The 25,574-nt window shown below is 68.5% G+C and carries 25 protein-coding genes; 3 read left to right on the top strand and 22 right to left on the bottom strand.

Going from position 1 to position 25,574, the window contains the following annotated elements:
- Window positions 1-2: 2 nt before the first annotated feature.
- From WS54_RS14075 to flhD, 20 genes are all read right to left on the bottom strand, one after another.
- Complete coding sequence (locus tag WS54_RS14075; protein WP_027806797.1) at window positions 3-821, bottom strand: nucleotide-binding protein; 819 nt, start codon at window positions 819-821, stop codon at window positions 3-5.
- Window positions 814-2,610: a flagellar biosynthesis protein FlhF gene (gene flhF / locus WS54_RS14070; RefSeq protein ID WP_059780377.1), complete on the bottom strand. Its 1,797-nt coding sequence runs from the start codon at window positions 2,608-2,610 to the stop codon at window positions 814-816. Before flhF ends, WS54_RS14075 begins: the two co-directional genes overlap by 8 nt.
- On the bottom strand, window positions 2,607-4,709 hold the full coding sequence (gene flhA, locus WS54_RS14065; protein ID WP_034209569.1) for a flagellar biosynthesis protein FlhA: 2,103 nt from the start codon (window positions 4,707-4,709) through the stop codon (window positions 2,607-2,609). Before flhA ends, flhF begins: the two co-directional genes overlap by 4 nt.
- Entirely contained in the window at window positions 4,706-5,905 is a 1,200-nt protein-coding gene (flhB, locus tag WS54_RS14060) for a flagellar biosynthesis protein FlhB (RefSeq protein ID WP_034209570.1), read from the bottom strand. Before flhB ends, flhA begins: the two co-directional genes overlap by 4 nt.
- Before the next feature lie 510 nt (window positions 5,906-6,415).
- Window positions 6,416-6,922, bottom strand: coding sequence for a VOC family protein (locus WS54_RS14050; protein WP_059780378.1), 507 nt, complete (start codon window positions 6,920-6,922; stop codon window positions 6,416-6,418).
- A 162-nt stretch (window positions 6,923-7,084) separates the two neighbouring features.
- Window positions 7,085-8,326, bottom strand: coding sequence for a DUF3443 family protein (locus WS54_RS14045; protein WP_059780379.1), 1,242 nt, complete (start codon window positions 8,324-8,326; stop codon window positions 7,085-7,087).
- Between the two features lie 16 nt (window positions 8,327-8,342).
- The gene (locus WS54_RS14040; RefSeq protein ID WP_034209573.1) at window positions 8,343-8,846 is read right to left on the bottom strand and encodes a DUF2844 domain-containing protein; all 504 of its coding nucleotides are present in this window, start codon (window positions 8,844-8,846) and stop codon (window positions 8,343-8,345) included.
- Between the two features lie 258 nt (window positions 8,847-9,104).
- Window positions 9,105-9,836 (bottom strand): protein phosphatase CheZ, encoded by a 732-nt coding sequence (gene cheZ, locus WS54_RS14035; protein ID WP_059780380.1) that lies wholly within the window; start codon window positions 9,834-9,836, stop codon window positions 9,105-9,107.
- 1 nt (window position 9,837) lies between these two features.
- Window positions 9,838-10,233, bottom strand: a complete 396-nt coding sequence (gene cheY, locus WS54_RS14030; RefSeq protein WP_006754880.1) for a chemotaxis response regulator CheY — start codon at window positions 10,231-10,233, stop codon at window positions 9,838-9,840.
- 67 nt (window positions 10,234-10,300) lie between these two features.
- The gene (locus tag WS54_RS14025) at window positions 10,301-11,392 is read right to left on the bottom strand and encodes a protein-glutamate methylesterase/protein-glutamine glutaminase (RefSeq protein ID WP_034209575.1); all 1,092 of its coding nucleotides are present in this window, start codon (window positions 11,390-11,392) and stop codon (window positions 10,301-10,303) included.
- On the bottom strand, window positions 11,389-12,162 hold the full coding sequence (gene cheD / locus WS54_RS14020; protein ID WP_059780381.1) for a chemoreceptor glutamine deamidase CheD: 774 nt from the start codon (window positions 12,160-12,162) through the stop codon (window positions 11,389-11,391). The genes WS54_RS14025 and cheD overlap by 4 nt, the downstream gene beginning before the upstream one ends.
- Complete coding sequence (locus WS54_RS14015; protein ID WP_059780382.1) at window positions 12,159-13,145, bottom strand: CheR family methyltransferase; 987 nt, start codon at window positions 13,143-13,145, stop codon at window positions 12,159-12,161. The genes cheD and WS54_RS14015 overlap by 4 nt, the downstream gene beginning before the upstream one ends.
- A gap of 3 nt (window positions 13,146-13,148) precedes the next feature.
- A complete protein-coding gene (locus WS54_RS14010) occupies window positions 13,149-15,107 on the bottom strand; it encodes a methyl-accepting chemotaxis protein (protein ID WP_059780383.1) in 1,959 nt (652 codons plus the stop codon).
- A 37-nt stretch (window positions 15,108-15,144) separates the two neighbouring features.
- A complete protein-coding gene (cheW, locus tag WS54_RS14005) occupies window positions 15,145-15,660 on the bottom strand; it encodes a chemotaxis protein CheW (protein WP_034209579.1) in 516 nt (171 codons plus the stop codon).
- A gap of 47 nt (window positions 15,661-15,707) precedes the next feature.
- Window positions 15,708-17,966, bottom strand: coding sequence for a chemotaxis protein CheA (gene cheA, locus WS54_RS14000; RefSeq protein ID WP_059780384.1), 2,259 nt, complete (start codon window positions 17,964-17,966; stop codon window positions 15,708-15,710).
- A gap of 33 nt (window positions 17,967-17,999) precedes the next feature.
- Window positions 18,000-18,377, bottom strand: a complete 378-nt coding sequence (locus WS54_RS13995) for a response regulator (protein WP_034209581.1) — start codon at window positions 18,375-18,377, stop codon at window positions 18,000-18,002.
- A gap of 16 nt (window positions 18,378-18,393) precedes the next feature.
- Window positions 18,394-19,413 carry a flagellar motor protein MotB gene (motB, locus tag WS54_RS13990; protein WP_059780385.1) on the bottom strand — a complete coding sequence of 340 codons (1,020 nt, stop codon included), beginning with the start codon at window positions 19,411-19,413 and terminating at the stop codon, window positions 18,394-18,396.
- Window positions 19,414-19,426: 13 nt separating this feature from the next.
- Window positions 19,427-20,287: a flagellar motor stator protein MotA gene (gene motA, locus WS54_RS13985; protein ID WP_034209583.1), complete on the bottom strand. Its 861-nt coding sequence runs from the start codon at window positions 20,285-20,287 to the stop codon at window positions 19,427-19,429.
- A gap of 193 nt (window positions 20,288-20,480) precedes the next feature.
- On the bottom strand, window positions 20,481-21,035 hold the full coding sequence (flhC, locus tag WS54_RS13980; protein ID WP_034209584.1) for a flagellar transcriptional regulator FlhC: 555 nt from the start codon (window positions 21,033-21,035) through the stop codon (window positions 20,481-20,483).
- Window positions 21,036-21,128: 93 nt separating this feature from the next.
- Window positions 21,129-21,449: a flagellar transcriptional regulator FlhD gene (gene flhD, locus WS54_RS13975; RefSeq protein WP_034209585.1), complete on the bottom strand. Its 321-nt coding sequence runs from the start codon at window positions 21,447-21,449 to the stop codon at window positions 21,129-21,131.
- Between flhD and WS54_RS33860 the strand changes: the two genes are divergently transcribed.
- Entirely contained in the window at window positions 21,448-21,798 is a 351-nt protein-coding gene (locus tag WS54_RS33860; RefSeq protein WP_162499608.1) for a hypothetical protein, read from the top strand. The two genes, flhD and WS54_RS33860, sit on opposite strands and share 2 nt — an antisense overlap.
- Before the next feature lie 315 nt (window positions 21,799-22,113).
- Window positions 22,114-23,175, top strand: coding sequence for a glycosyltransferase family 4 protein (locus tag WS54_RS13965; protein ID WP_059780386.1), 1,062 nt, complete (start codon window positions 22,114-22,116; stop codon window positions 23,173-23,175).
- A gap of 104 nt (window positions 23,176-23,279) precedes the next feature.
- Here the strand turns inward: WS54_RS13965 and WS54_RS13960 are convergent, their stop codons facing one another.
- Window positions 23,280-23,576, bottom strand: a complete 297-nt coding sequence (locus tag WS54_RS13960; protein WP_034183894.1) for an H-NS histone family protein — start codon at window positions 23,574-23,576, stop codon at window positions 23,280-23,282.
- 299 nt (window positions 23,577-23,875) lie between these two features.
- Between WS54_RS13960 and aqpZ the strand changes: the two genes are divergently transcribed.
- On the top strand, window positions 23,876-24,616 hold the full coding sequence (gene aqpZ, locus WS54_RS13955; RefSeq protein WP_034209587.1) for an aquaporin Z: 741 nt from the start codon (window positions 23,876-23,878) through the stop codon (window positions 24,614-24,616).
- Window positions 24,617-24,747: 131 nt separating this feature from the next.
- On the opposite strand, the gene WS54_RS13950 is transcribed toward aqpZ, so the two are convergent.
- Window positions 24,748-25,572, bottom strand: a complete 825-nt coding sequence (locus WS54_RS13950; RefSeq protein ID WP_034209588.1) for a Cof-type HAD-IIB family hydrolase — start codon at window positions 25,570-25,572, stop codon at window positions 24,748-24,750.
- Window positions 25,573-25,574 lie beyond the last annotated feature (2 nt).

Below are 25,574 nucleotides of genomic sequence, written 5' to 3'. Positions count from 1 at the left end.
GCTCACGCGGCGTGTGCCGCGCCCGCCTCGTACGACGGCTTGCCGCCGGCGTGGACCGCGCGGCCCGCGCCCGAACGCGGGCGCATCGGCCAGTACAACAGGTCGGCGGCAATCTGCCGGTAGTCGCGCGCGGCAGCCGACGACGGGAACGCGTCGACCACCGCATGCATCAGTTCGCGGGCGTGCTCGACGAGCGGATCGGCGCTCACGCAGCCCGCGTCGGCGATCGATACGGTCAGGTAGCGGCTCGCGACGCCCGCGAGATTGTCGAAGGCCGTCTTCGCGTCCGCGTGGCTGCCGACCTGGTTGGTCAGCACGCGGAACTGCGCGAACGCGTGCGCGAAATGCAGCCGCTTCATGCACGCGTACGCCTCGGTGATCGCCTGCGCGGCGACCCGCGTGACGACCAGCACGTCGTGGGCTTCGCGCGCGAGCGCCGAGAACGAGCCGTCGGCGCCGAGCTGCGCGTCGACGAGGACGATGTCGGCCGGGCCGTCGATGAAGTCGCTCAGTTGCGCGTCGCTGTAGCCGGCGCGCGCGAGCCGCGCGGCGCCGCACAGGCCGAAGCCGGCCGCCACCCGCGTGCGTTCGCCGTCGCGCAGCCACGCGCCGGCGAGCGTCGCGCTGGCCGAATGCACGTCGGCGCGCTCGTCGACGACGAGCACGTCCTTGCCGAGCGACGCGAGCGCCGCCGCGAGGTTCACCACGGTGGACGTGCAGCCGACGCCCGCCGGGCCGCCCGTCACCGCGACGATGCGCGACGCGCGCCCGGCCAGCAGGCGCCGCAGCCCTTCTGCCTGGTCGATGATCCGTTTATCCAAATCGCACCTCGTGCAGCTCGGCGGTGGAACGTGCGGTCAGTGCGGAAAGCAGCGTCGGCATGTCCTCGTCTTGCGGCACGAAGGGCGAGCCGTCGCGCGGCACACAGAACGCGCTCTTCAGCAGGAATCGGGTCGATGCGACGTACAGGTTCTCCGGCACCTTCTGGCCGGTCGACACGTAGTGGACCGGCAGCTTGTAGCGGATCACCGTGTCGAGCACGCCGCCGAGGTGGGTCGCCTCGTCGAGCTTCGTGAGAATGCAACCGGCCAGGTTCGGATGCTCGCCCGCGCTGCGGTACGCCTGCACGACTTCGTTCAGCGTGTCGCCGTGGCTCGTCGCGTTCAGCAGCAGCAGGCGCTGCACCGGCGCGTTCGCGCCGTGCAGCATCGCGATCTGGTCGGACACCGCGCGGTCGCGCTGGCTCATGCCGATCGTGTCGATCAGCACGATATGCTTGTTGCGCAACTCGGACAGCGCGAGCGCGAGGTCGCCCGCATCCTTCACCGCGTGAACCGGCACGCCGAGAATCTTGCCGAAGATGCGCAGTTGCTCGTGGCCGCCGATCCGGTAGCTGTCGGTGGTCAGCAGCGCGACCTTGCTCGCGCCGAAGCGCATCACGCAGCGCGCCGCCAGCTTCGCGGTGGTGGTCGTCTTGCCGACGCCCGTCGGCCCCATCAGCGCGAACACGCCGCCGCGCTCCATCAGCGCGTCCTCGCTGTCGAGCACCGGCAGGTTCGACGCGAGCACCGACTGCGCCCATTCGGCGGCCTGCTCGAAAGTCTGCGCGCCGTCGCCGGACGGCAGGTTGTCGACCAGCATCCGCACGAGCTGCGCGGAGAAGCCGGCCGCGAACAGGTGCTTCGTCAGCGCGCCGTGAACGGCGCTGCGACGCTGGCGGTCGTGCCACATCAGGCTGTCGAACTGCTCCGCCATCATCCCGCGCAGCTCGCCGAGCTCCTGCATCACGGTGTCGTTGACGATCCGCTCGATGCGCGACTTCACCGCATCGGCCACCGCGGCGGCCGTGTCCGCGGACAGCCGCGCGCGCTCCGTCGCCTTGCCGGCGTACGCAACGCCCGTGTCGGGGGCGCGCTTCGTGGCGGCCGGCGAACCGGCGGCCGGCGCTCCGGCGGCCGGCATCCGGCGTTCCGCGTCGCGCACGATGTCGCGCGCCCAGTCGTGCGGGGTCGCGCCGGCCGCGGCTTGCGGCGCGGGCGCGCTCGCCCGCGGCTCGGCCGGCGCCTGCGCGCGGGCCATCAACGCGTCGCGCTGCTGCGTCAGGCGCTTCGCGTGCTCGACCAGCCACGGCGCGGGTTCGGAAGGAGCGGCCGGGGCGCCGGCGGCCGGCGTACCGGCGGTGGGCGTACCGGCAGTCGCCGCCGCGATCGAAGACGCCGCCGCCGGCTCGTCCGCATCGATCGACGAAGCGTGCACGTCGGCCTCCTGCGCGTCGGCGCTCGCGCCGAACACGGACGAGAACACGTCCGGCAGCCCGCCTGCGCCCGCCGCATACGGATTGACGGCCGGGCGCGGCGCGATGCCCGGGCGCGACACGATGCCCGGCACCGCGGCGGCCGGCACGGATTCCGGCTGGCGCGACGTCGCGAGACGCGGACGCGCGGCCGGCGGCGCCACCGCGGCAAGATCCGAATCGGCGAGTGCAACGATTTCGACACTGCCGTCATCGAGCGTGCGGTTCGACAGCACGACCGCGTCGGCGCCGAGCGCCTCGCGCACGAGACGAAGTGCGTCGCGGCTCGTTGCGCCGGTGAATTTGCGAATGTTCAAGCGGAACCCCCGATGACGTTAACGACTTTGATCGTGCGCGTGTCCGGCACTTCGGCATACGACAGCACTTTCAATTGCGGCAGGCTGCGGCGCAGGAAACGCGCGAGCATCGCGCGCAGCGCGTGCTGCACGAGCAGCACGGGCGGCAGCCCGAGATTCTGTTGACGCAGCATCGCCTGCTGCGTGCCGGTCAGAAGGTTGTGCGCGAGGCCGGGTTCGAGGCCCGGGTTCGCGCCGGTGGCGAGCGCCTGCGACAGCACGCGCTCCAGATTGGCGTCGAGGCCCATCACCTGCATTTCGCCGGCGCCCGGATACCACTGCTGCGTGATCGCGCGGCCGAGCGAGAGCCGCACCGCGGCCGTGATCTCGTACGCGTCGCCGCGGCCCGCATGCTCGGACACGGCCTCGAGGATCGTGCGCATGTCGCGGATCGGCACGCCCTCCTCGAGCAGGTTCTGCAGCACCTTCTGCAGCGTCGTGAGCGAGATCGTCTTCGGCACGAGATCCTCGACGAGCGACGGCGCGTCCTTGCCGGTGCGCTCGACGAGCGCCTGCACTTCCTGGCGGCCGAGCAGCTCGGCCGCGTGCTGGACGACGAGATGGTTCAGATGCGTCGCGACGACCGTGCTCGCGTCGACCACCGTGTAGCCGTACACCTGCGCCTGCTCGCGCAGCGCGACGTCGATCCATACGGCCGGCAGCCCGAACGCGGGATCCTGCGTGACGGCGCCCGGCAGCGCGGCCGTCACCTGGCCCGGGTTGATCGCGAGCCACTGGCCCGGGAACACTTCGCCGACGCCGATCTCGACGCCCTTCAGCGCGATCCGGTACGCGTTCGGCCGCAGTTCGAGGTTGTCGCGGATATGGATCACCGGCGGCAGGAAGCCGATTTCCTGTGCGAATTTCTTGCGGATGCTCTTGATGCGCTTGAGCAGCTCGCCGTCGCTGTTCTTGTCGACGAGCGGAATCAGCCGATAGCCGACTTCGAGGCCGAGCGGGTCGATCAGCTGCACGTCGTCCCAGGTCGCTTCGTGGCTGTCGGCCGGCAGCACGGCGGGCGGCGCGATGTCGGTCACGTCGCCGGCCGCCTTGCGGGCCGCCGCGCGCCGGGTCTGCGTGCGCGCCAGCCAGATCGCGCCGCCGCCGAGCGCGAGGAACGCGAAGTGCGGCATCCCGGGGATCAGCCCCATCAGCGCGATGATCGCGCCGGTGATGTTCAGCACGCGCGGGTTCGTGAACAACTGGCCGGTGATCTGCGTGCCGATGTCCTCGTCGGTCGCGACGCGCGACACGATCACGCCGGCCGCGGTCGAGATCACGAGCGACGGGATCTGCGCGACGAGGCCGTCGCCGATCGTCAGCAGTGTGTAGTTGGTGCCGGCCGCGGCGAACGACATGTCGTGCTGGACCATCCCGACGATCAGCCCGCCGATCACGTTGATCGCCATGATGATCAGGCCGGCGATCGCGTCGCCGCGCACGAACTTCGACGCGCCGTCCATCGACCCGTAGAACTCGGCTTCCTGCGATACCGCGAGGCGCCGCTTGCGCGCCTGTTCCTCGTTGATGAGGCCCGCGTTCAGGTCGGCGTCGATCGCCATCTGCTTGCCGGGCATCGCGTCGAGCGTGAAGCGCGCGGACACTTCGGCGATCCGCCCCGCGCCCTTCGTGATCACCATGAAGTTGATGATCATCAGGATCACGAACACCACGATGCCGACCGCGAAGTTGCCGCCGACGAGGAAGTGGCCGAACGCCTCGATCACCTGGCCGGCCGCGTCCGGCCCGGTGTGCCCTTCGAGCAGCACGACGCGCGTCGACGCGACGTTCAGCGACAGGCGCAGGAGCGTCGAGAACAGCAGCACGCTCGGGAACGCCGCGAAGTCGAGCGGCTTCATCGTGTACATGCTGACGAGCAGCACCATCACGGACAGCGCGATGTTGAACGTGAACAGCAGATCCAGCAGCAGCGGCGGCAGCGGCAGGATCATCATCCCCAGGATCATGCAGATGAGGATCGGGCCCGCGAGCGCGCGCAGGTTCGTGCCCGCGAACGGGTTCGGGCGCTTCGCGAACAGGCCGGTGGTCGGGGTGCTCATGCCGCGTTCCCTTGCTTGCCGAGCGTGTCTTCGGCTTCTTCGCGCTCGTCGTCGGCGGACACTGACGCGCCCTTGTCGAGTTCGGCCGGCACGTCGAGATCGACCGGCACCGCCGGGAACGCGCCGCCTTCCGAACGGAAGCGCTTGAGCTGGTACACCCACGCGAGCACTTCGGCGACCGCCGAGTACAGCGAGCCGGGGATCTCGCGCTCGAGTTCGACGTTGTGATACAGCGCACGCGCGAGCGGCGGCGCTTCGAGCAGCGGCACGTTGTGTTCGGCCGCGAGCTCGCGGATGCGCGCGGCGACGAGGTTCACGCCCTTCGCGACGACCTTCGGCGCGCGCATCTCGCCGTCCGTGTATTGCAGCGCGACCGCGAAGTGCGTCGGGTTCGTGACGACCACGTCGGCCTTCGGCACGGCCGCCATCATCCGGCGGCGCGCGATCGCGCGCTGCTGCTGGCGGATCCGCCCCTTCACGTGCGGATCGCCTTCGTTCTCGCGATGCTCGCGCTTCACTTCTTCCTTCGTCATGCGCAACTTCTTGTTGTACTGCCAGAGTTGGTAAGGCACGTCGAGCCCGGCGACCACCAGCATCCCGGCGACCGTCGTGCCGCAGCACACGGCGACCAGATGCAGCGCATCGGGCAGCGCGGCGCCGAGCGGCTGCGTCGCGAGACCGAGCAGTTCGTCCTTGCTGCGCCAGATCGCGATGCCGCCGATCCCGCCGACGACCAGCGTCTTCGCGATCGACATCCCGAGCTGGATCGGTCCCTGGATCGAGAAGATCCGGCCGAGGCCCGAGATCGGGTTCAGGCGGTCGAACTTCAGCTCGAACGTCTTTGGCGAAATCAGCCAGCCGCCGAGCGCCATCGGCGCGAGCAGCGCGGCGACGCCGGTGAGCGCGAGCAGCGGCAGCAGCGCGGCGAAGCCTTCGAGGCTCGCGCTGCCGGCCGCCGACAGCATCCGGTTGGTGTCGAACGCGGTCGCGCGATCGAACGTGAACGCGCCGCGCAGCATCGCCTGCAGATGGCCGCCCGACGGGCCTGCGAGCAGCCATGCGCCGTAGAACCCCGCCGCGAGCAGCGCGAACGAAGCCAGTTCGCGCGAACGCGCGACCTGCCCCTCCTCGCGCGCCTTCTCGCGGCGCCTGGGAGTGGCGGCTTCGGTCTTGTCGAGATCGCTCTCGTCTGCCACGGGGCCTCCGGTCGGGTACGGCGGAATGCCGCTTTCCAGTGACACCGATTATTCATGGAGGCGTCAAACGCCGATCGGTCGAGCAAAGCCGGGAAAGGGGGGTATTTCGGGGAATCGGGCGAGCCGCCGCAAACGCTGTCGGATCGGGGCCGCAACGATGCGACGCGCGGCGGAAAACGGTCCGGTCGGCGTATGGCGACGCGGTGGTCGCAAGCGGAGCGGCCGCGGCGTAATGCGACGGGGAACGGTGAAACGACGGGCGGGAAAGACGGGGGAAACGGGGCCGGACGCAATGGGGCCGGGAGTCGGGGGCGGTCTCGGGTCTCGGGTCTCGGGTCTCGGGTCTCGGGTCTCGGGTCTCGGGTCTCGGGTCTCGGGTCTCGGGTCTCGGGTCTCCGGCTTCGGGCTTCGGGCTTCGGGCTTCGGGCTTCGGGCTTCGGGGCTTCGGGCCCCGCGCGTCGCGACAGGCCGGCGGCCGCCGGCCCGAACGACCTGCAAGACCTGGGCGGCCTAAGCGGATTCGCCTGCCGCCGCGCGCTGCAGCGCGTCGAGATCGAGCTTCTTCATCGTCATCACCTGCGCCATCACGCGCTCGGCGCGGGCCGGGTCGCCCGTCATCAGTTCGGCCATCTGCACGGGCACGACCTGCCACGACACGCCGAAGCGGTCGCGCAGCCAGCCGCATTGCTGCGCGCGCTCGTCCCCGCCTTCGGACAGGCGCGTCCAGTAATGGTCGATCTCGTCCTGGTCGCGGCAGTTGACGACGAACGACACGGCCGGCGTCATCTGGAACACGGGGCCGCCGTTCAACGCGACGAACGCCTGCCCGTCGAGCTCGAACGCCACGGTCATCACCGCGCCCTCGGCGTTGCCGGACGCGTGCGCGCCGGCCTTGCCGTAGCGCGCGACGTGCACGATGCGCGCGTTGTCGAACACCGATACGTAGAAAGCGGCCGCCGCCTCGGCGTCGCGGTCGAACCACAGGAACGGCGTGATGCGCTGGATACGCGAGTTCATGGCGTTGTCTCCTCGATGTCGTGCCGGCACCGGTGCCGGTCTTACATCGTAGGCGCTATGCCGGCGCCTGGCAGCGATCCGGTTCGTAGCGCCCGCCCGGCACGCCGGAATAAAAAAGGGGCGATCGCTCGCCCCCTCGTTCCTGCGTCCGGCCGTGCCGCGTCAGAACGCGACGAACGGCTGCGCGCCGCCGCTCGCGGTCTTGTCCATCCCGAAGTAGATCGTCTTGCCGTAGAAGTGCGGCATGCCGATGTCGAGCCAGTTGGACGAGCCGAACGGGCCCGCGATGTCGTTGAACGCGAACGTCGACGGGTTCGAGAACAGCGAATCCGCGTTCGCGACCGTCATCGACACGGTGCCCGACGCGCCGTTCTGGCCGCTCAGCGTGGCCGAGTAGGGGGTCGTGGTCGACGGGCAGTAGAACTCCGTGTTCCGCGAGCACGGCGTCGACGTCGACGTCGAATCGTTGAAGAAATACGCGTTCGAGCCCGTATCGAAGAACGCGGTCACGTTGCGCCCCTGGAACGTCGCGCTGACGTCGCCGGTCGTGGTCGACGTCATCACCGTCTTGCCGCTCAGGTTCGGCAGGCCGAACGTCAGCGTGCCGGTCGCGCTCGCCTGCCCGCTGGGCGAGATGTCGGGCATCTGCACGCTCACGCCGTCGTTGTTCGCGAACCGATGCACCGGGTTGGCCACCTGCTGCGCGAGCGGCACGAGCGCGACCGTGCAGCTCGCGTTGTCGCCGTTCGGGCACGCGTAGTAGTTGTTGCTCGTCGACGTCGACGTCGCGCAGGTCGTACCGCAGTCGTACGGCGCCGGCCCGATGCCGAGGATCCCGTTCGCGCCGAGCGCGCCGGTCGAGTTGGCCGACGCGCCGCCGTTCGTGCACGAGCTCGGCACGTTCGTCGTGCCGAGGTCGCCGATGATCTGCACGGGCAGCGCGCTCGCCTGCTCGGCGCCGATCGACAGGTCGACGGTGCGCACCGACCCCCACGTGTAGCTCGACACGAACTTGCCGCATTCGGCGACCGGCGCGCCGCCGCTCGTCACCTGCGGCAGGCTGTCGTGCACGCCCGCCACCGCGCTGCCTACGAGCCGCAGCCCGTAGGACGCGGTATCGACGAGCACGTTGTTGACGATCTGGCAGTTCGACGTGCCCGGCACGCAGACCTTCACGCTGATGGTCGGGATGTTGATCACGTTCGCGGCGCCCGCGCCGACCGTGATGACGGCCGTGTTGCCGCTGTTGCCGTCGGACCCGCCCGAGCCATTGCCGCCGGTGTTGCCGTTGTTGGCCGAACCGCCGCCGCCATCGCCGCCGCCGCATGCCGTCACGAGCGCGGCCGTTGCGGCGAGGAGGCCCAGCATGCCGAGCCAGCGCTTGAATGTACGAGGAATGCTCAAGATCGCTCTCCCGCTGTCACTGGATATCGGTGCCGGCCACGCCGGCCGGCAGCGCCGACGGCAGCCATGCCTGGCCGGAGAAGGCGCCCATGTGGCCGCCCGTCCGGATCACGAGGCCGCTCGTCTCGACGGCCACCGGCGCGCGCCAGCCGCGCGCCCGATGCGCGGCCTCGACGCCGGCGGTGTACTGCGGGAAATAGCTGCCGAGCAGCGACGCGAGATCCGGCATCGTCGGCCCGCGCCACGCGAGGCCGAACACGCTGCCGGCGGCCGACGTGTATTCGTGAATGACGGTGCCCGATCCGAGCGTGATCTCACGGACGGTATAAGCGGCCGTGCTCGTCTGCACGCCGTCCGCCGAGCGCATCGCGCGCTGCAGCGCACGCACGGTGGCGGCCTGATCGTCCGCCGGCGGCGACATCGGCGCGCCGCCCAGTTCCGCGTGTGCGTGGACGGCCCACAGCACACCCATTGCAGCCGTCGCATGCGCGACGGTCCAGCCCAAGCGTTTCAGCTTCACGTTCCCCCCCACGGGACTGGCTTCGTTGCCGACGGCGCCGCCATCGGCCCACGCCGCCTGCCAACTTATGAATCTTACGGATGATGCTACGTTGCTGCTGACGCGTAGTATGCCTGCGGAGTGTGGCCAAGTGTCAATTCGACGCAGGATCACGCCGCGCCGCGCAGGGGCGGCGCGCACGGAAAAACGAGGCGGGGACGGGGAATGCACGCATCGGGCGGCCCGCGGAACGGGGCGCGCGGATGCGCCGCGGCAGGATCAGAAGCCGAGGCTCGCGAGCAGGTCGTCGACCTGCCCCTGGTCCTGGACGACGTCGGATTTGCCTTCCGGCGCGATCTGCGGGCCGTTCAGCAGCGATTCGGGGCTGCCGGTCGCGCTCATCTGCTCGGCCGCGAGCGCGGCCGCGGTGGCCGCGAACTGCTCGCGCCGCTCCGGCGCGATGTTCTCGACGAGCACGGTGAGGAGCTGCTGCTCGATCAGGTAGACCATGTCCATGATCTTCTTGATCACCTGCCCGGTCAGATCCTGGAAATCCTGCGCGAGCATGATCTCGAGCAGTTGCGCGCGGGTCGCCGACGTCGACTCGGGCAACGCGCGCAGGAACGCGCGCGTATCGTCCATCAGCTCACGCACTTCCGCGTGCTCGATCGGCGCGGCGTACCACTGCGCCCAGCGTGCGTCAAGCGCCTCGGCCTCGTTCTGCACGCGCTCCTGCATCGGCTTCGCGATCTCGATCGCATTCAGCACGCGCACCGCGGCCTGCTCGGTCATCGTCGCGACGTAGCGCAGCCGGTCGCGCGCGTCGGGCACGGCTTCCGCCGCGCGCTCGACGTGCTTGTCGAGCCCGAGCTCGCGCATCGAATCGCGCAGCGTGCGCGTGACCTGGCCGATGCGCGCGAGAATGCGGTCGCTCGGGAAGTCGGCGCCTTCTGGATGGCTGTCGGCGCTGAACCCCGCGCCGGCGAGCGCCGCATGGATCGGCTCGTTCACGTCAGCTCCCGGCTTTCGCCATCTTGTCGATGATCTTGTTCAGCTTCTCGTCGAGCGTCGCGGCCGTGAACGGTTTCACGACGTAGCCGCTCGCGCCGGCCTGCGCGGCCGCGATGATGTTCTCCTTCTTCGACTCGGCCGTGACCATCAGCACCGGCAGGTGCGTGAGCGTCGCGTCCGCGCGGATTTCCTTCAGCATCGCGAGGCCGTCGAGGTTCGGCATGTTCCAGTCGGAGATCACGAAGTCGAAGCCGCCGCCGCGCAGCCGCGCGAGGCCGGCCGCGCCGTCCTCGGCTTCGTCGACGTTCGTGTAGCCCAGTTCCTTGAGCAGGTTGCGGACGATCCGGCGCATCGTCGGGAAATCGTCCACCACCAGGATTTTCATGCTCTTGTCCATCGTCGTTCCTTTCCAGATTCGTTTCCGTCGGGACGCGTATCGTGGCACGCGCCCCGTGACATTCCCTTCACACGCGCTGCACGCGGTCGCCCATCGTCGCCAGGCGCGCCATCACGCGGCGGCTCATGTCGGCGAGCGGCGCGACCTCGTCCGCGCCGCCGAGCGCGATCGCCTCGCGCGGCATCCCGAACACGATGCAGCTCGCTTCGTCCTGCGCGAACGTGTGAGCGCCCGCGCGTTTCATTTCCAGCAGGCCGGCCGCGCCGTCGCGGCCCATCCCGGTGAGGATCACGCCGATCGCGTTCTTGCCCGCGTGCGTCGCCGCCGAGCGGAACAGCACGTCGACCGACGGGCGGTGCCGGTTCACCGGCGGCTCGTCCGACAGCTGCGCAATATAGTTCGCGCCGCTTCGCGCGAGCAACAGGTGCGCGTGGCCCGGCGCGATGTACGCATGGCCGGGCAGCACGCGCTCGCCGTGCTCGGCTTCCTTCACCGCGATCCGGCACAGGCCGTTCAGCCGCTGCGCGAACGACTTCGTGAAGCCCGGCGGCATGTGCTGCGCGATCAGCACGGCCGGTGCGTCGGGCGGCAGCGGCGTCAGCACTTCGCGGATCGCCTCGGTGCCGCCCGTCGACGCGCCGATGATGATCAGCTTCTCGGTACTGACGAGCGGGTTGTTGATCATCGGCGCGGCCGCGGCGCTGTCCGCCGTGCGGGCGGCGGCCTGCGGCTGCGGCGCCTGGCGCACGCGCGCGCGCGACGCCGCGCGGATCTTGTCGGCGAGCTTTTCCGCGTAGTCGAGCATCCCGTCGCGAATCCCGACGCGCGGCTTCGTGACGAAATCCACCGCGCCGAGTTCGAGCGCGCGCAGCGTGATTTCCGAGCCGCGCTCGGTCAGCGACGACACCATCACGACCGGCATCGGCCGCAGGCGCATCAGCTTCTCGAGGAAGTCGAGCCCGTCCATGCGCGGCATTTCGACGTCGAGCGTGAGCACGTCCGGGTTGTGCTGCTTGATGAGCTCGCGCGCGACGAGCGGATCGGGCGCGGTCGCGCACACCGTCATGTCGGGCTGGCTATTGATGATCTCGGTCATCAGGCTGCGGATCAGCGCCGAATCGTCGACGCACAACACTTTGATCTTCTGCACTGCGGTCATGCCTCCTGCTTTCTTGATTGGGTCGCCGCGTACTGGGCGCCCGGGCTCCCGGCACGCGGGTTCGCCGTCCGCGCGCCGCCGCCGCTGCCGGCCGGTGCGGCGCCGCGCGCGCCGAACAGCTCGATGCGCGGGCGCGCCGGTTGCGGCGGCGCAGGCCGCTTCGCGGCGAACAGCTCGACGTGCGCACGCGTGCGCGCGGCGCGGGCGCGATCGGCCTCGCGCGCGAGCGCGGCTTCGCGCTCGGTCACGCCCGGCACCTGCAGCCGCAGCTTCTTCACCATCGCGCGCCCGCTGTGCGGCATGAACGCGACCTTGCGCGGATGCACGCCCTGCAGGTCTTCCGCGGTGATGCGGATGCGCTCGAGCGCGAGGTAGCGGCGCACGAAATCCGCGTTGCGATCGCCGATGTTGATCGTCGTCATCCCGGCCAGTACGGCCGCGCCGCCGAACACCTTCGCCTCGATGCGCTCACGGCGCCCGCCGGCCTTGATCAGCTCGTTGATCAGCACTTCCATCGCATACGCGCCGTAGCGCATCGATTCCGACGCGGCCGCGCCCGGATCGGCGCCGTCGTCCGGCAGCATGAAGTGGTTCATCCCGCCGATGCCCGCGTACGGGTCGTGCAGGCACGCGGCGACGCACGAGCCGAGCACGGTCATCAGCACCATGTCCTCGGCCGTCGTGTAGAACTCGTTCGGCAACAGCTTCACGCCGGGGCGCTCGAAGTGGTTGTCGAAGTAGCGATTGGTCGCGATCGGCAGTGCGCTCATCCGCGCTCTCCATAGGCGAGCGCACCGCCCGCGTCGCGCGCGCGCGACGGCATCGCGCTCGCCGCGCTCGCCGGCGCGCCGCGCGGCCGTGCGCCCTGCGCGGCGTCGCGCGTCAGTTCGTACACCGTCTGCCCGCGCAGCCGGAACGCCTGCGTCACGTACGTGAAGTTCTCCGAATGGCCGGCGAACAGCAGCCCGCCCGGCTTCACGAGCGGCTCGAAGCGCGACAGCACCTGCCCCTGCGTCGGCTTGTCGAAATAGATCATCACGTTGCGGCAGAAGATCGCGTCGAACGGCTTCGCGATCCCGTAGTCCGCATCGGTCAGGTTCAACTGTTCGAAGCGGATCATCGCGCGCAGCTCGGGGCGCACCTTCACGCGGCCGGCCTGCGCGCCCGTGCCCTTCAGGAAGAAGCGCTTCAGCCGCTCCGGCGACAGGTGCTTGACCTGGTCGTACGTGTAGATGCCGGCTTCGGCCTTCGCGAGCACCTGCGTGTCGAGATCGGTCGCGAGGATCGACGCGCTGCGCGCAGCCGTTTCGCCGAGCGCCTCGATCAGCGTGATCGCGATCGAGTACGGCTCCTCGCCGGTCGACGCCGCCGAGCACCAGACCGATACCGGCGCCGGCCGCGCTTTCACGAACTCGGACAGGATCGGGAAATGGTGCGCCTCGCGGAAAAACGCGGTCAGGTTGGTCGTCAGCGCGTTGGTGAACGCTTCCCACTCGAGCGGATCGTCTTCCTGCTCGAGCAGGTCGAGGTAGTCGCGAAACGTGTCGAGGCCGCGCGCCCGCAGCCGTCGCGCGAGACGGCTGTAGGCCATGTCGCGCTTGTGCTCGGACAGCGAGATGCCCGCGCGTTGGTGGATCAGCGCGCGGATGCGGGCGAAATCCGCGCCGGTGAACGCGAAGTCGCGCCCCGGCTCGCCCGCGCGAGGCGAGGCATCCGGTGCATCGGGTCGAAACGGCGCGCGCGCGTGCGACATGGTTTAGAAGGTCTCCCAGTCGTCGTCGGACGCGCCGGCGGCCGCCAGCGCCGGCTTCTCGCCGTTCAGCGCCGGGCGCACGAGCGCGGGTTTCGCGGCCGGCTTGTCCGCCGGTGCAGCCGTCTTCGCGAGACGCGGGCCGTAACCGCCCGCCGCGGCGGCGCCGCGGGAAGCCGCTGCGTCCTTCTGCGTACGCGCGGCGGCATCGGCCTCGCGCTTCGGTTCGGGGGCGGCGACTGCGGCAGCCGCACGCGACGCCGGCGCGGCGCGGCGCGCCGCCGGCTGGGTCGCCGCCTGCGGCGCCGGCAGCGCGGCGACCGGTGCGTGGCCGCGCGATTCCGACGGCAGCGCGGCCGGTTCGTGCGCGACCGGCCGCGCGACGCCGCGCGCCGGCGCGAGCGCGATGCCGCCCGCGACGCGCCAGCCCGACACGATCGCCTTCATCTGGCGCGTCTGCTCCTCGAGCGACGCGGCCGCGGCGGCCGCCTGCTCGACGAGCGCCGCGTTCTGCTGCGTGACCGCATCCATCTGGCCGACCGCGCGGTTGACCTGCTCGATGCCGGTCGACTGCTCGTCGGACGCGGCGCTGATCTCGCCCATGATGTCGGTCACGCGGCGCACGGCCTGCACGATCTCGTCCATCGTCGAACCGGCGCGCGCGACGAGCGCCGAGCCGCTGTCGACCTTCTCGGCCGAATCGCCGATCAACTGCTTGATTTCCTTCGCGGCGCTCGCGCTGCGCTGCGCGAGCGAGCGCACCTCGCCCGCGACCACCGCGAAGCCGCGGCCCTGCTCGCCGGCCCGCGCCGCTTCGACCGCCGCATTCAGCGCGAGGATGTTGGTCTGGAACGCGATGCCTTCGATCGTGCCGATGATGTCGACGACCTTGCCCGAGCTCGCCGCGATGTCCTGCATCGTCGACACGACCTGGCCGACCACCTCGCCGCCCTGCATCGCGATATCCGACGCATTCACCGCGAGCTGGCTCGCCTGCCGCGCGTTTTCCGCGTTCTGTCGCACGGTGCCCGTCAGTTGCTCCATGCTCGACGCGGTTTCCTGCAGCGATGCGGCCTGCTCCTCGGTGCGCTGCGACAGGTCGGTGTTGCCGGTCGCGATCTCGCGCGCGCCGACGTCGATCGACTCGGTGCCGCGATGCACGGCCTGCACCATCGTCGTGACGGCGTCCTGCATCCGCTTGATGCCGCCGAACAGGCGGCCGATCTCGTTGGTGCTGAACACGCTCACCGGCTGCGTGAGATCGCCGCCGGCGATGCGCTCGAAGTGCGCGATCGCGTCTTCCAGCGGCTTGACGATCAGCCCGCGCAGCGCGAAGCGGATCGCGATCACGACGACGAACGCGATCGCGATGCCGGCCGCGATCAGCGCGATCATCATCGAGATCTGCGACTGCGTCTCGGCCTGACGTTCTTCCGCGCGCTTCTGCAGCGCCGCGATCACGGCCGCCGCCGTCTGGTCGAACGCGACGAACATCGGGCTGATCTTCGTGTCGGCGATCGCGTGATACGCCGCCATGTCGCCCGCGCGCGCCGCGGCGAATTCGGGCTCGACGCCTTCCTTCACGATCGTCGTATACCGTGCGGTGAGCTCGTCGACGAGCGCCTGCTCGATACCGGGCTTCGGCGTCGACTGGAATGCCTGCCAGTTCTGGTTCGACTTCGCATACAGCGCCTGCGCGCGCTCGAGCACCTTCGCGGCCTCGGCCGCATTGCCGGCTTCGGTCAGCGTACGGAAGCGGTCGAGCGCCACGCGCGAGCGCAGCAGGTGCGCGGCCGTGTCGTCGAGCGTATGGATCGCCGGCAGGTCGACGTGCGCGATCTCGTCGAGCGAGCGGCTCGCGTGATTCAGCGCGTAGAGGCCGAGCCCGCCGACCGCGGCGGTCAGGCACACGAGGATGAGTCCGACCGCCGTGAGCGTCGTGCGGATCGACCAGTTATGCAACATTGCAGATTCTCCCGAAATTGCTGCGCGCGCGGCGCGCTTACCCGCCGAGCGTCTCGATCAACGCCATTTCCCGGCTCGACATCAGCTTCTCGATGTCCATCAGGATCAGCATCCGGCCGTCGACCGTGCCGAGGCCCGTCAGGTACTCGGTCGTCAGCGTCGCGCCGAACTCCGGCGCCGGCATGATCTGGTCGGTCTGCAGCGTCAGCACGTCCGACACGCCGTCGACGACCATCCCGACCACGCGGTTCGACACGTTCAGGATGATCACGACGGTCTGGTGGTCGTACTCGACGCGGCCCAGGTGGAACTTGATCCGCATGTCGACGATCGGCACGATGATCCCGCGCAGGTTGATCACGCCCTTGATGAACTCGGGCGCGTTCGCGATGCGCGTGACGCTGTCGTAGCCGCGGATTTCCTGCACTTTCAGGATGTCGATCCCGTATTCCTCGTCACCGAGCGTGAACACGAGGAATTCCTGGCCCGTCGCGTCGCCGTGTTCCGCGTCGCGGCGATTGGTTGCCGCGTTCGCCGCGGCCGGATTGATCATTTGGACTTCAGCAGACACGTTTGCCCCCAATCGGTTGATGGCGAGAATCAGAACATCGCGAGCTCGGCGCCGGCACGGGCGCCGTGCGTCGCACGGGTTTCGCGGTTCAGCGCCGCGACGTCGACGATCAGTGCGACGCTGCCGTCGCCGAGGATGGTCGCCGCCGAGATGCCGTGCACCTTGCGGTAGTTGGTTTCGAGGTTCTTCACGACCACCTGCTGCTGGCCGACCAGCTCGTCGATCAGCATCGCGAAGCGACGCCCCTCGGTTTCCATGATCGTGACGATCCCCTGCGTCGGGTCGGTGCGCGCGTCGTCGACCGAGAACACCTCGTGCAGCGCGACCAGCGGCAGGTATTCGCCGCGCACGCGCACCACGCGCTCGCCGTTGCCGACCGTGTAGATGTCGTCGTTCGACGGCTGCAGCGACTCCATCACGAAGTTCAGCGGCAGGATGAAGATCTCGCTGCCGACCTTCACCGACATCCCGTCGAGGATCGCGAGCGTGAGCGGCAGCACGATCCGCGTGGTCGTGCCGCGGCCGGCCTGCGACGAGATCTCGACGTGGCCGCCCATCGACTGGATGTTGCGCTTCACCACGTCCATCCCGACGCCGCGGCCCGACACGTCGGTCACCGTCTCGGCGGTCGAGAAGCCCGGCGCGAAGATCAGTTGCCACACTTCGTCGTCGCTGATGTTCTCGGAGATCTGCATGCCCTGCTTCGCGGCCTTCGCGAGGATCCGCTCGCGGTTCAGGCCCGCGCCGTCGTCGCTCACCTCGATCACGATGTTGCCGCCGTGATGCGCGGCCGACAGCACGAGCTGGCCGACCGCGTCCTTGCCGGCGGCGACGCGCCTGTCGACGGTTTCGATGCCGTGGTCGAGGCTGTTGCGCACCAGGTGCGTGAGCGGGTCGATGATCCGTTCGATCAGGCTCTTGTCGAGCTCGGTCGCCTGGCCGAACGTGACCAGTTCGACCTGCTTGCCGAGCTTGCCGGCGAGGTCGCGCACGAGCCGCGGGAAGCGACTGAACACGTAGTCCATCGGCATCATGCGGATCGACATCACCGCTTCCTGCAGGTCGCGCGCGTTGCGCTCGAGCTGCGCCATCCCGTTGAACAGGCGGTCGTGCAGCGCCGGATCGAACGCGCTCGCCGTCTCGGCCAGCATCGCCTGCGTGATCACCAGTTCGCCGACGAGGTTGATCAGTTGATCGACCTTCTCGACGCCGACGCGAATCGAGCTGCCTTCGGCGCCGGCCGCGGCCGCGGCGGCCGGGCGGGCGCGCTTGTCGTCGTGGTGCGCGGCGGCCGGCGCCGCGTGGTCGGCCGGTTGCGGTTGAGCGTGCTGTTGCGGCTGCGGCTGCGCTGCGACCGCGGGCGGCTCGGCCGGCGCCGGCGCGGCCGGCTGCGGTGCGGCAGCCTGCGGCGCGAATACCTCGACGCGCGCGGGCTGCGCGGCGGGAGCCGCTTCGACCGCTTCGGCGGCGTCCTGCGCGACGGCCGGTGCCGGCTGCGCGGCCGGCGCCGTGCCGTGCGCGACGCGGATCTGGCTTTCGTCGATCACGAAACAGCACACCGCGACGATATCGTCGGACGGCACGTCCGATTCGACCCACAGCGACAGGTCGGCGCCCGCTTCCTCGCGACCGACGATCCGGCCGAGGTTGCCGAGTTCTTCGGTGAGCAGCGCCTGGTCCTTCGCGTCGACGCCGACCAGCGTGATCTTCAGGTGCGGGCCGCCGGCGCCGGCGTCGGCCGCCGGATGCGCGGCCGCGACGGCCTGCTCGACCACATGGTCGGGCGCGCGGTCGCCGCCGGCGGCCGGCGCTGCGGCGGGTGCGGCCGCCGGCGCCACGGCTGCGGCAACCGGGGCGGCCGGCGCGGGCTCGGCTGCGGCGGCGGACGCACCCGCCCCGCTTTCGGCCTGCAGCCGCTCGAGCTTCGCGCAGATCGCCGCGGCGGCCGCCGCGTCCGGTTCGGCGCTCGCGCGGTAGTCGACGAGCTGGTCGGACAGCACGTCCTTGGTCTCGAGGAACGCGTCGACCATGTCCTTGGTCAGCGTCAGCTCATGGTTGCGCGCGCGGTCGAGCAGCGATTCGAGGATGTGCGTCGTATCGGTCAGCGCGGAAAAGCCGAACGTCGCCGCGCCGCCCTTGATCGAATGCGCGGCGCGGAAGATCGCCGCCAGATCCTCGGGATCGGGCGAATCGACGTCGAGATTCAGCAGCAGCTGCTCCATCTGCGCGAGCAGCTCGTCCGCTTCGTCGAAAAAGGTCTGGTAGAACTGAGTGATGTCGAGAGTCATGCCCGGTCACCGGTTGAATTCGTCGCGTTCATGTCAGGAGGCAGCCGGCTCGGACAGCGTGGCGACCAGATCGACCAGCACGCCCGGGTCGATCGGCTTTTCGATCCAGCCGGTCGCGCCCGCGTCGCGTGCGGCGTCCTTGAACGCGTCGCTGCCCTCGGTCGTCAGCACGAGGATCGGCGTGTCCGCGTACGCGCTCAGCTTGCGCAGCGCGGCGATCACCTCGAGCCCGCTCTTGCGCGGCATGTTCTGGTCGGTCAGGACCAGGTCGTACGGCGCCGTCGCCGCCATGTCGAAGCCGGCTTCGCCGTCCGGCGCCACCGTCACGTCGTAGCCGGCCTGCGCAAGCGTGGCCTGCAGCAGCGCACGCATGGTCGCGGAGTCGTCGATGGCGAGAATGGTTCGGATCATGTCTGTCTCGGAAACGTCAGGGTTTCGGCGTCACGGCGACGGCGCTCGCCACGACCGGACGCACCGCCGGCGCCGGGCCGCCGAGCTGCTGCGCGAGCAGCTTCGAACCGGCCGCGTCGGCGGACAGCGTCGTCGTCGTCGCGTCGTCGCGCATCAGCGCTTCTTCGGATTTGCGATTCAGCACGATCACGCTGATCCGGCGGTTTTCCGGATCGAGCGGATCGGCCTTGTTCAGGTTCTGCGTCGATGCGAGGCCCAGCACGCGCAGCACTTTCGCCTCGTCCATGCCGCCGGAGATCAGCTCGCGGCGCGACGCGTTCGCGCGATCGGCCGACAGCTCCCAGTTGCTGTAGCCGCCCTCGCCGCCCGCGTACGGCACGGCGTCGGTATGACCCTGGACGATGATCCGGTTCGGCACGTCGTTCAGCGTCTTGCCGATCTCGCGCAGGATGTCGCGCATGTACGGCTCGACGTGGTCGCTCGACATCGCGAACATCGGCCGCTTCTGCGTATCGACGATCTCGATGCGCAGCCCCATCAGCGTCGAATCGATGCGGATCTGCTGCTTGAACTGGCGCAGCGTCGGATTGGCCTCGATCGCGGCCATCAGCTTGATCTGCAGGTCGTGCAGGCGCGCCTGCTCGAGCCGTTCGAGCGCGCCCTGCGCCTGTGCTTGCGCATGCTCGTCGACCGGCTTCGCGACGCGCTCGGCGAGCGACGTCGTGCCGTCGGTGCGGCGCAGCGTGCCGGCGTCGACGCTCGACAGGTCGCGGCCGCCGCCGTTGATGATGCTCGAGTCCTGCGAGCTGCGGTCGCCGCTGCCGAGAATCGCGGCCTTCAGCGGCATGTTGAAGTATTCGGCGATCCCCTTCAGCTGCACCGGCGTGACCGAACTCAGCAGCCACATCAGCAGGAAGAACGCCATCATCGCGGTCATGAAGTCCGCGTACGCGAGCTTCCATGCGCCGCCGTGGTGGCCCTTCTTCGCCGGGGCCACCCGCTTGACGACGATCGCGCGATCCTTGCTCTTGCTCATCGGTCGCTCCGCGTCACTTCGCCTTCACGCGGCGCACATGTTCTTCGAGCTCGGAGAACGACGGGCGCTCGGTGGAGAACAGCACCTTGCGGCCGAACTCGACCGCGATCGCCGGCGCATAGCCGTTCAGCGTCGCGAGGATCGTCACCTTGATGCACTGGAACATCTTGGTCGACTCGGCGACGCGCTGCTCCGCGAGGCTCGCGAGCGGCCCGATCAGCCCGTACGACAGCAGGATCCCGAGGAACGTGCCGACCAGCGCCTGCGCGATCATCGCGCCCAGCACCGCGGGCGGCTTGTCGGCCGACGCCATCGTGTGCACGACGCCCATCACGGCCGCGACGATGCCGAACGCCGGCATCGCGTCGCCGACGCGCATCAGCGCGTGCGCCGGGCCTTCGCCTTCCGCGTGGTGCGTCTCGATCTCCTCGTCCATCAGGCTTTCGATCTCGAACGCGTTCATGTTGCCGCCCACCATCAGGCGCAGGTAGTCGGTCAGGAATTCGACGATGTGGTGATCGGCGAGGATCTTCGGGTATTGCGTGAAGATCGGGCTCTTTTGCGGATCGTCGATGTCGGCCTCGAGCGTCAGCGTGCCTTCCTTGCGTGCCTTCGCGAGCAGCACGTAAAGAAGCGCCATCAGCTCCATATAGACGTCCTTCGTGTATTTCGAGCCCTTGAAGAGCGTCGGCAGCACGCGCAGCGTGGCCTTGATGGTCTTGCCGCCGTTGCCGAGGATGAACGCACCGACGCCGGCGCCCACGATCATCAGGATCTCGACCGGCTGGATCAAGGCGCCCAGATGCCCGCCTGCCAGCGCATAACCGCCGAAGACGGACAACAGCGTCACGAGTGTTCCCACGATAATCAGCACTGCCTGTCCCTCACGAAAGACCGGCGGGGAGACCGCCGTTAAACAGGTTTACGGCAGTCGGCAGGAAAACTTTCGCGGCCGCCCGGCGGCGGCCCGACGGTGTTTACCAGAGCAATGCGCGGACGATTCGCGCGGCCCGCGGGCGTCGCCCGTGCGCCGCTCGCGCCCCGTCCCGCCTTGCCCGGCCCGGCGCTCAGGCCGCGGCGGCGGCCAGTTCGGCGCGCGCGGCGGCGGCCTTGCGGGTCTTGCCGGCCCGCGACGGGGGCTGGCACAGGCCGCACACGAAACCTTGATGCGGATCATGCGCATGCGCGACGAAGTGGCCGCCGCAGCGCGTGCACGGCGTCATCTGCAGCATCCCCGAATCGAAGAAGCGCACCAGCGTCCATGCCCGCGTGAGGCTCAGCGCGGCCTCGTCGCCGGACAGATTCACGTGCTCCAGATAGAGCCGGTACGCCTTCACGATCGACTGGATCGGCTCGCAGCGGCCGTGGTCCTGCATGAACCGGTAGATGTTGTAGAACAGCGACGAGTGGATGTTCGGCTGCCACGTCATGAACCAGTCGGTCGAAAACGGCAGCATCCCCTTCGGCGGCGACACGCCCTTCAGTTCCTTGTACAGCTTGATCAGACGGTCCCGCGACAGGCTCGTCTCCGCCTCCAGCAGCTGCAGCCGGGCGCCCAGTTCGATCAGTTCGATGGCGAGGGTGATTTCCTTCACCTCGATCACGACGCTTTTGCTTGCCATGGTGATAACCGTCCGCTTGACGTTGTTCGAATGAATGGCCGATACGCTGCCGACCGGCGCGGCACGCCGGGACAGACGCAAGGGCGGGATGGATCAGCGGACGCCTTCGACCTGCTGCCCGGCCATCAGGATGGCCGAGTGGGCGTGCGTGACGACGTCGCTGCGGCCCTTGTCGGCGAGCGACGACAGCAGCGCGTGATCATCGAAGCGGAAGCGGCACAGCATCTGGTTCGACGCGGCCAGCTTCACGGTCTGGGCGAGCGTGAGGTTGGCGAGCACGTCGGCGAGTTCCTGGGAAATGCCCATGCGGAACATGCCCATCGCCTTGTCTTCCCGCAGCAGGCGCTGCGCGAGGAGGAGGTACGACAGGTTGACCTCTTTGATCTCACTGAGCATTTCGCTGGTAGCGCTCATGATTCCCCCGTTAAAAAGCTTTGCTTTGGCCATTCATGTTATGAAAACGTTTGCTCGATCGATGCGCAGCGGGCGCTCAATCGGCTCGTTTATAGTCTTACAGGGCGAATTTTGGCCAAACGGGATTTATGTCGGTATCAGCGAAGTGGCGTATGCCCTGCAGGATTTGTCTGTAAACCGTGTAGGAATTTTTCCGACAAGGCGAATTGAAAGGGAAGGGCGGAAAAGCGGGTTGCAACGCGAATTCGGTTGCACGGGGTGGATGGCCGCGGCGCGCGTGGCGCAAGGCTTGCCGGCGGGACCCGCCGACAATCGGATCGGTAAAAATTATAGTGCTTTTTCACGATAGCGCAACAATAGTTATGGCTGTCGCGATTCCCGATTCCGCGCCCTTTTTCTCGGGGTTTTCGCGTATTTCATCGTGTAACAAGCCTTAAGTGTTTGAAAAAACACTCGAACCCCGCAGGGCGATATCGATAATGAACTCCAATGGGCGGCGGCGCGAGCCGTGCCGGCCCGCCCCGCAGCTTGCCGACCGGCGCCCCGCGCACCCCGCCCGCGGCCCGGCCACGTACCGCGAACCGCGTGCGTCGGCAAGTTCCGCCACCTTGTACGGATCCGCATCGGCGCCGTCGCGCCGTCGGATCGACACAGGAGAACACCCATGCGAATTGCCCAGATCGCGCCGCTTTACGAAGCCGTCCCGCCGAAACTCTACGGCGGCACCGAGCGCGTCGTGTCCTACCTCACCGAGGCGCTCGTCGAACTCGGCCACGACGTGACGCTGTTCGCCAGCGGCGACTCCGTCACGTCGGCCCGCCTCGAGGCGGCGTGGCCGCGCGCGCTGCGGCTCGACCCGTCGGTCCGCGATTCGATGGCGCCCCATATGCGGCTCCTCGAGCAGGTCGCCCGGGTCGCGCACGAATTCGACGTGCTGCACTTCCACCTCGACTATCTGCCGTTCCCGCTGATGTCGCGCCTCGACACGCCGTACGTGACGACGCTGCACGGCCGCCTCGACCTGCCGGAGCTGCAGCCGGTGTTCGACGCGTTCCCGGATTCGCCGGTCGTGTCGATCTCGAACAACCAGCGCAAGCCGCTGCCGCAGGCCGCGTGGGCCGGCACCGTGTACCACGGGCTGCCCGACACGCTGCTCACCCCGCAGGACGTGAAGCCCGAATATCTCGCGTTCCTCGGCCGGATCTGCCCCGAAAAGCGTGTCGACACCGCGATCCGGATCGCCGCGCAAAGCGGGCTGCCGCTGAAGATTGCCGCGAAGGTCGACAAGGCCGACGCGGACTACTTCAAGGAAGTGATCGAGCCGCTGCTCGACCAGGCGCATGTCGAATTCATCGGCGAGATCAACGAAGCGCAAAAGCCGGCGTTCCTGTCCGGCGCGAAGGCGCTGCTGTTCCCGATCGACTGGCCGGAGCCGTTCGGCCTGGTGATGATCGAGGCGATGGCCTGCGGCACGCCGGTCGTCGCGTTCAACCGCGGCTCGGTGCCGGAAGTGATCGAGGACGGCGTGACCGGCTTCATCGTCGAAGACGTGCAGGGCGCGGTCGGCGCGCTGCACCGGATCGACAGCCTGTCGCGCAGCGCGATCCGCGCGCGTTTCGACACGCGTTTCAGCGCGAAGGCCATGGCGCAGCGTTACGTCGAAACTTACGAATCGCTTTGCGCGGCAACCAAGCAACCGGCATTGCGCCGGGTCGCGGGCGCCTGACACGGAAATCCGCACGGAAAATATTCCGGTAAATCCGCGCCGAAATCGGCGCGCAAAACAAAAGAGCCGCATCGTCGATGCGGCTCTTTCTATTCGGCTTGCGCTCACTCGATCAGGAAACGATCGCGGTTTTTGCCGGCGATCCAATTCGGCGGCTTGCCGCGCCCGCTCCAGGTTGCACCCGACTTCGGATCGCGGTATTTCGGCGGCAGCGGCGCCTTCTTCGGCGGACGCCCGCGCCGCGCCCGCTCCGCGAAGCCCAGGTCCTGGGCCGTCAGGCCATACTCGGCAATCATTCGCTGGACATCGGCAATCACCGCTGCCACTTCCTGGCGGCGCACGTCGTCCGCCTGGGCCTGCAGATCGGCGATCTGCGCCTTGAGTTTCGCGTATTGAGACATTTTTCGACTCCCCTTTTCGATGATGCGGCCCCGGCGAATCCGGCCGGGACACCAACATCCGTTACGTCGTCCGCACTGCCGCCCTGCCCTTCGAAATTAATGCTGCCATCTTTAACCGAATCGCCTATATCGAGAATGCGGACTTATTCTAATAAAAGGCATTCGTCAGCCATTCAAATTTAACAATCGTTTACCCTCCTGCGCCCGATTCATTTCCTATAATCCAGACCAATTCCGGACGACGGAATAAATTCGTTGCGTCGTTCGGGGTCTTCAACCCACTTGAACGAGGTCCTTAGATGAATCTTTCTCAGCGTCTCGCTGCAGAGGTATTCGGCACGTTCTGGCTGGTGCTCGGCGGGTGCGGAAGCGCCGTGCTGGCCGCCGCCTTTCCGGGCCTCGGCATCGGCTTTGCCGGCGTCGCACTCGCCTTCGGCCTGACCGTACTGACGATGGCATTCGCAATCGGCCACATCTCGGGCTGCCACCTGAACCCGGCGGTAAGCGTCGGCCTGACGGTCGCCGGCCGCTTCCCGGCGCGCGATCTCGTGCCGTACATCGTCGCGCAAGTCGTCGGCGCCACGCTCGGCGCGTTCGTGCTGTACCTGATCGCAACCGGCAAGCCGGGTTTCGATGTCGTCGGCAGCGGCTTTGCGACGAACGGCTTCGGCGATCGCTCGCCCGGCCATTACTCGCTCGCCGCATCGTTCATCTGCGAAGTCGTGATGACGGGCTTCTTCCTGTTCGTGATCCTCGGCGCGACCGACAAGCGCGCGCCGGCCGGCTTCGCGCCGATCGCGATCGGGCTGTGCCTGACGCTGATTCACCTGATCTCGATTCCGGTCACCAATACGTCGGTGAACCCGGCGCGCTCGACCGGCCCGGCGCTGTTCGTGGGCGGCGACGCGATCGGCCAGCTCTGGCTGTTCTGGGTCGCGCCGCTGATCGGCGCGGTACTCGCAGGGATCATCTACCCGCTGGTCGCCGGGCGTGACGACGCCGTCGACCTGCTGCCCGCATCAGCTCGCACAAGCGAATAAAACGTTACGGGGTCAAGCGAGCAGAGCAGCGAGCCTCACGCTGTCGAAGAACATCGAGGCAGGCAATTTCGACGGGCGCCCCTGGCGCCCGTTTTTCATTGCTGCACGGAAAACGCCGCCGGCGCGGGCGCTCAGGACGCGACGACGTCGTCCTCGAGCGAGAACAGCGTGCGCAGGTGGCGGGCGACGCCCGCGTCGAAGTTGTTGCCGATCCGCGGGATGTGCGGCAGCCGCGCCACCAGGTCGGGGTTCGCGTTGTTCATCATGAATGCGTGACCGGCGGTTTCGAGCAGGTCGATGTCGTTCATGTTGTCGCCGAACGCGATGCAGTGGCCGGCGTCGATGCCGAGCCGCGCGAGCACCGTGCGCAGCGCGCGCCCCTTCGACACGTTCGCGGTCATCACTTCGAGGCAGTCGGGCAGCGAGTACGTGACGTACAGCGTATCGCCGAACTGCACGCGCATCTGCTCGGCGACGACCGCCAGATCGGCCGGTTCGCCGATATACAGCACCTTCGCGATCGCCGCGCCGTCGTGCGCGGCCATGTCGATCACTTCGTACCGGAAGCCCGAATCCTGGTGGAATTCGAGCAGGTGCGGCGCTTCGCGGTCGATCAGCCAGCCGTCGTTGGTGAACAGGTTGACGATCACGCGGCCATGCGCGCCGACGACTTCCGGCTGCACCAGGCTGCGCACGACCGCTGCGTCGATGTCCTGCGCGTGGATCGTCGTGTCGTCCGGCGCATGCACGCGCGCGCCGTTCGACGTGATCAGGTACGGCCGAATGCCGAGGACATCGCGAATGCCGGCGACGTCCGCATAATGGCGCCCCGTGGCGATCACGAACTGCACGCCGTCGCGGTCGAGCCGACGAACGGTGTCGATCGTGTACGGGTCGAGCTGGTGGTCGCTGTTCAGCAGCGTACCGTCGAGATCGGTGGCGATGACTTTGTACATGG

It is taken from the genome of Burkholderia sp. NRF60-BP8 (genome assembly GCF_001522585.2).
GTDB lineage: Bacteria > Pseudomonadota > Gammaproteobacteria > Burkholderiales > Burkholderiaceae > Burkholderia.
Note: the sequence above shows the minus strand (reverse complement) of the source record. Positions and strands in the feature narration are given on the sequence as shown.